The 4,819-nt window shown below is 69.5% G+C and carries 7 protein-coding genes; 5 read left to right on the top strand and 2 right to left on the bottom strand.

Annotated features, from left to right (window positions below):
- Positions 1-273, bottom strand: a 273-nt coding sequence (locus tag ABZ260_RS46760) for a hypothetical protein (RefSeq protein WP_355631243.1), incomplete at its 3' end; no start/stop codon positions are given.
- A gap of 148 nt (positions 274-421) precedes the next feature.
- Here ABZ260_RS46760 and ABZ260_RS46755 point away from each other — a divergent pair.
- Positions 422-1,465 carry an LLM class F420-dependent oxidoreductase gene (locus tag ABZ260_RS46755; RefSeq protein WP_355631240.1) on the top strand — a complete coding sequence of 348 codons (1,044 nt, stop codon included), beginning with the start codon at positions 422-424 and terminating at the stop codon, positions 1,463-1,465.
- Here the strand turns inward: ABZ260_RS46755 and ABZ260_RS46750 are convergent.
- Positions 1,356-1,703: a YciI family protein gene (locus tag ABZ260_RS46750; protein WP_355631237.1), complete on the bottom strand. Its 348-nt coding sequence runs from the start codon at positions 1,701-1,703 to the stop codon at positions 1,356-1,358. The two genes, ABZ260_RS46755 and ABZ260_RS46750, sit on opposite strands and share 110 nt — an antisense overlap.
- 520 nt (positions 1,704-2,223) lie before the next feature.
- Here ABZ260_RS46750 and ABZ260_RS46745 point away from each other — a divergent pair.
- From ABZ260_RS46745 to ABZ260_RS46730, 4 genes are all read left to right on the top strand, one after another.
- Positions 2,224-2,418 carry a DUF5999 family protein gene (locus tag ABZ260_RS46745; protein ID WP_355631234.1) on the top strand — a complete coding sequence of 65 codons (195 nt, stop codon included), beginning with the start codon at positions 2,224-2,226 and terminating at the stop codon, positions 2,416-2,418.
- A complete protein-coding gene (locus ABZ260_RS46740) occupies positions 2,369-2,965 on the top strand; it encodes an ATP-binding protein (protein ID WP_355631231.1) in 597 nt (198 codons plus the stop codon). The genes ABZ260_RS46745 and ABZ260_RS46740 overlap by 50 nt, the downstream gene beginning before the upstream one ends.
- A 335-nt stretch (positions 2,966-3,300) precedes the next feature.
- Positions 3,301-4,080, top strand: a complete 780-nt coding sequence (locus ABZ260_RS46735) for a hypothetical protein (protein WP_355631228.1) — start codon at positions 3,301-3,303, stop codon at positions 4,078-4,080.
- Between the two features lie 240 nt (positions 4,081-4,320).
- A partial coding sequence (locus tag ABZ260_RS46730; RefSeq protein ID WP_355631225.1) for a hypothetical protein occupies positions 4,321-4,819 on the top strand: 499 nt, incomplete at its 3' end.

Genomic DNA, 4,819 nt, shown 5'->3' with positions numbered 1-4,819 from the left:
GCATCCGGAGCCGGGGCCGAACCGGCCGCGGTGGTGATCAGGCGATCTCGGACCGGACCGTCGGTGCCGGGTGGCGGTCCCCGAGGGGGGCGCGCCCGCCCCGGCACGCCTGCCGACGGCGGCCCACTCGCCCTGCGCCCTGGGGGGCAGCAGCCAGATCGCGCCACCGGTTCCCGCGGCGAGCGCGATGGAGGCGAGCACCACGAGGGGCCGGGGCGGGGTGCCGGGCTCGCGGGCCCGGCGAGTGTCGGGACGGTCGGTCGCCACGGGCATGTGATCCCCCTTCCTCAACGACAGGGGCGATCGCTGTTAGTGTCGGATCCGCTACCCGTTGCGTCGAAGGGCAGAACGTTAGCAAGCGTTCCAGCCGCGGCGTGGGCTTTCTGCGGATGCCGTCCGGAGTGCCCGGATAATGGTCGGCATGAAGTTGAGGATCTTCACGGAACCGCAGCAGGGTGCCACCTACGACGAGTTGCTGGCGGTCGCGCTGGCCACGGAGCGGCTGGGGTTCGACGCCTTCTTCCGTTCCGACCACTACATGCGGATCGGAGCGGGCGACCCCGGTGCCGGCTCCACCGATGCCTGGACGACCCTGGCGGGCCTGGCCAGGGACACCTCCACGATTCGCCTGGGCACCCTGGTCACCCCGGCCACCTTCCGGCTGCCAGGGCCGTTGGCGATCAGCGTGGCCCAGGTCGACCAGATGAGCGGGGGCCGGGTCGAGCTGGGCCTGGGCACCGGCTGGTTCGACGCCGAGCACGTCGCGTACGGCATCCCGTTCCCGCCGGTCGGCGAGCGGTTCGGCCGGTTCGAGGAGCAGTTGGAGATCCTGATCGGGCTCTGGACCACACCGGCGGGCGAGACGTTCTCCTTCGAAGGCGCCCACTACCGGCTGGCGGACTCGCCCGCGCTGCCCAAGCCCGCGCAGAGCCCCAGGCCGCCGATCATCATCGGCGGCGTCGGCGCCACGCGCACCCCGCGCCTGGTCGCCAGGTTCGCCGACGAGTACAACGTGCCGTTTCGCACCCTGGACGACACCGCGAAGGCCTTTGACCGGGTCGGCAGGGCATGTGAGGCGGAGGGCAGAGAGCCGGTCGTGCTCTCGGTCGCGCAGACCGTCTGTGTCGGCTCCGGCGACGCGGAGATCGCGCGGCGGGCCGGGGGCATCGAGCAGGACCTCGGCGCCTCGACCGGCCAGTGCACCAGCGCCGCCTCGACGGCCTCGGAGGCGACCTCCTCGGCGAGATCGAGATCACCGAAGCGGCGGACCAGGGAGGCGAGTAGCCGGCCGTGTTCCTCACGGAACATCGACTCCACAGACGATCTGGCACCGGCGGCCCGCTCGTCCATCGGGGTCAGACCTCGAACTCGGCGACCGGCCGCACCACGACCGATCCGCCGTCGCGCGATCCGGGGCAGCGGGCGGCCCAGTCGAGCGCGACGTCGAGGTTCGGTACGTCGATGATGTCGTAGCCGCCGAGGATCTCGCGGGTCTCGGCGAACGGCCCGTCCGTGGTCACGGTCCGCTCACCTGCCTGGCCGACCCGGACCGTCGTGGCGGTGGTCAGATCCTTCAGCGCGTGCCCGGTGACCCAGATTCCCGCCTCTTTCAGTGCCTTGTCATAGCGCGCCCACTCCTCGAAGTCGCACTGGCCGGCCCCGTCGGTCGTCGCGGCACCGTAGATCAGCAACATGTACTTCATGACCCGGCTCTCTCCATGTCCTCGCGCGGCGGGTTGCCGTACAACATGACAACGAATGGGACACGGTCAGATCGACACACCTCCCGAAGTTTTCTGGCATCTTCCGCCCCGGCTCTCCAGGGCGGCGCCGCCTCCGTTCGGCGCGGCGCTCGCCCAGGCCGCCGTTCGCAGCACTCCTCTCACCACCGGGATGTTCCGAGAGACGCCCCTGACCTGGGCAAACGATCTACCTGACGACTCGGCGCGCGAACCCGAACCGTCCGTCAACGACAGGACGACGCAGAGTTACGAATCCAGGATGGCGGCAGGTCGCGGACGGCGCATTGCAGTTAGCGGGTATGCCGGGACTGCCGTTGGCACGGGGCCCGAATGGGTGCTGCCAGCGCAGACAACGGGCGACGGGCGCGGCATCGTAGAAAGCGAAAGCAGCTCACTGGACCGGAACGCCGGCGATGACCGTCAAGCCGGAGCCGGTGTCCTTCGAAAACTCCTACGATCATCAAGGATCGAGGTAACGGTCATGTGTCAGCACAAGCCTCCGTGCCCGCCCGCGAACGCCCCTGATCACGACGCGGCCCGCCTCGTGTCGTTCCATCCCGAACAGGGATGGGGGCTGCTCTGCAACGGCGTGGTGCTGTTCGACGACACCGGCGAGCTTCTGCCCGATGGACGCAGCATCCCCGCTCACCGGGATTCCTATGCGCGGGCGGCCTGAACTCGCGTGCCGCTGGTGTCCTGCGGCGCCCGGCCGGTCGGCTTCCCCGGCCCGGCCGGGGAACGGCCGTCCGGGGGGATGGCACCGGCTACGGCGGCTCCTTCGTGGACTCGGCGAGCCCGTGGCCCGAGCCGTCCGCACGGCGCGCATCCGGCGGACCTCATGGACGCTGTCGCCCGACATCTCGTCAACGCCCATGGCGCGGCATCTCGTCCGCGCCCAGCTCACCGACTGGGGATACGACGGGGAGAGCGACATCGCCGAACTGCTCGTCAGCGAGCTGGTCACCAATGCCCTGCTCCACGGACGGGGGGTGCCGGTCATCACCCTTTCCTTCTGGGAAGGCACGCTGCGCTGCGAGGTCGAGGACGAGAATCCGGCCCTGCTCCAGGTGCGCGAGGAACCCGACAACGACGAGAACGGCCGCGGGCTGCTCCTCGTCGACATGCTGTCCCGTTCCTGGGGCACCGACCGCACGCGCCCGGGAAGGTCCGGAAAGGCCGTCTGGTTCGAGTTGCCCGCCCACCCGGCGTGCCAGGCTTCTTGACCGGCCATCCGCGATGATCCTCGGCGGAAGCCGGGAGCCCCGCCGGACGACATCGCCACCGTGCCGCGTGGGCGAGCTGGGCAGCGCCCTCGCCCAGGCCGTCGATCGTGGCGGTCGGTCACGGATCCCGCCACCCCCTCAAGCAGGAGTTCCGGGCCGGTAGCGGTCACTCGCGCAGGCGAGGTCATCCCAGTGATCGACAAGCCGTTCTTCAGGACCGGCTCCTAACCTCATTCTTGGGTTCCGCGCCTGACGCGACGCGACAGGCACTGGGCCCGGGCATACGAGCGATGATGAGGAGCGAGATCTTGACGACGTCCGGAAGCAGGCGGGCGATGGTCTTCACCATGACTCGGCTGTTCTCGATCCTGCACCTTCGCGCCCCGCTTGCGGGACTCCTCGGCACCACGGTGATGATGGTCGTGGGTCTGCGGCTTGGGTCTATCGGCTGGGACCAGGGCCCCGGCGCTGCCTGGCTTGTCTCCCTCGGCATACCGGTCGCGGCGTTGCTGGTGACTTTGCTCATCTTCGCGGTGGCGCTACGGCCGCAGACGCATCTGCAGGACATGAACCGGATGCTGGCCGGCCAAAGCTGGGCGCACTGGCACTACGACGAGGCCGACTGGAAGGCCGCGAACGATATCGAGGGTCGCCGCGAACAGGAACAGCGGAACTCGTGCACCGCCCCGCTGCTCGCGCTGGCCGTCGGTCTGGTGATGGTGGCCGCCGGGGCCGCCGCAGGCGCGCACGGGGTCATCGTCATCGGTGTAACGATCGCCTTCGTAGCGCTCCTGTACATCATGGCTGTGGGAGTCGCCTTACTGAGGCACGGCACCCTGATGGCGCGCAGCCGCCCGCGGGGCGAGGTCTACATCGGCCCGCTCGGCGTCTACCGTCGGCCGGGCGGGTACGCGGCACTGTATGAGTTCGGCTTCAGGCTGCGCGAGGTGGATTTCATCGACGCTACCAACGAGACCCCCGCATGCTTGCGGTTCACCGTGAGGGCGAAGGGCGAACTGTGGCCACTCACCGACGTCGCGGTGCCTCCTGGGCGGGAGGAGGAGGCGCGGGCGCTGGTCCAGCGCTTCCAGACCGAGGTGCTCACGTCGCGCTGAAACGGCGGTCTTCTCCCGAACGTCGGCCGGCTGAGCGGCGAGCGCGTGCTCGAAGTCGGCAAGCATGGCAGGGGAGTGATCCAGGCCAACCACGTCGTAGCCGAGCGCTGCCAACCGCAACGCCTGGGTGCCTTGGCGGCAGCCCGCACACACGGCCGGCCCCGAAAGGGAAGCGTTCTGTCACCGTTCAGGAACTGTTTGCACTGTTATATTCAAAAGCAAACAGTTGGAGGTTGAGCCATGTTCATCCCCATCCCCTCCGCGTCCCCCTACCACCCCGATCACGCCGCACCAGGCAGGGTCCGCCGCCTGATCCTGACGGCCGCCGGCCCACTACTCCTGCTGATCGTGCCCATGGCCCTGGTCACCCTGTACGGGGAGCGCCTTCCCGACCGCGTCTACCTGCAGAACTGGGCCATCAACACCGGCCACGAACCCACCTGGCAGGGTTGGGTCTCACAACCCCTCTGGGGGGCGATGGTGTGGTTCGAAGCGCTGCTCATCGTCTCGTTCCTGCGCCACTGGCGCTTACCTCAGATTCAGCGGGCCCTGGTGGCCGGGAGCTTCCTCATCGGCGTGGCCGCTCCGGTGTCCGGCGCGCTGTGGCTGCTGATGCTGGTCGACGCCCCGGGTGCCGTGGCCCGGCCCGCCTGGCTCCTGATGGTGGAGATCGCCGCCGCCGCGGGGGCGCTCGCCCTGGGCTGGGCGGCGGCGGGTCCGCTGCCGCCGGCGCCCGAGA

This window comes from Streptosporangium sp. NPDC006013 (genome assembly GCF_040614275.1).
GTDB lineage: Bacteria > Actinomycetota > Actinomycetes > Streptosporangiales > Streptosporangiaceae > Streptosporangium.
This window is presented reverse-complemented; position numbering and strand designations above follow the sequence as displayed.

What these genes read in the sequence shown, in the direction of transcription:
- ABZ260_RS46755 (WP_355631240.1), top strand. Translation starts at nt 422, where the DNA reads ATGAAGTTGAGGATCTTCACGGAACCGCAGCAGGGTGCCACCTACGAC.
- ABZ260_RS46750 (WP_355631237.1), bottom strand. Translation starts at nt 1,703, where the DNA reads ATGAAGTACATGTTGCTGATCTACGGTGCCGCGACGACCGACGGGGCC.
- ABZ260_RS46745 (WP_355631234.1), top strand. Translation starts at nt 2,224, where the DNA reads ATGTGTCAGCACAAGCCTCCGTGCCCGCCCGCGAACGCCCCTGATCAC.
- ABZ260_RS46740 (WP_355631231.1), top strand. Translation starts at nt 2,369, where the DNA reads ATGGACGCAGCATCCCCGCTCACCGGGATTCCTATGCGCGGGCGGCCT.
- ABZ260_RS46735 (WP_355631228.1), top strand. Translation starts at nt 3,301, where the DNA reads ATGGTCTTCACCATGACTCGGCTGTTCTCGATCCTGCACCTTCGCGCC.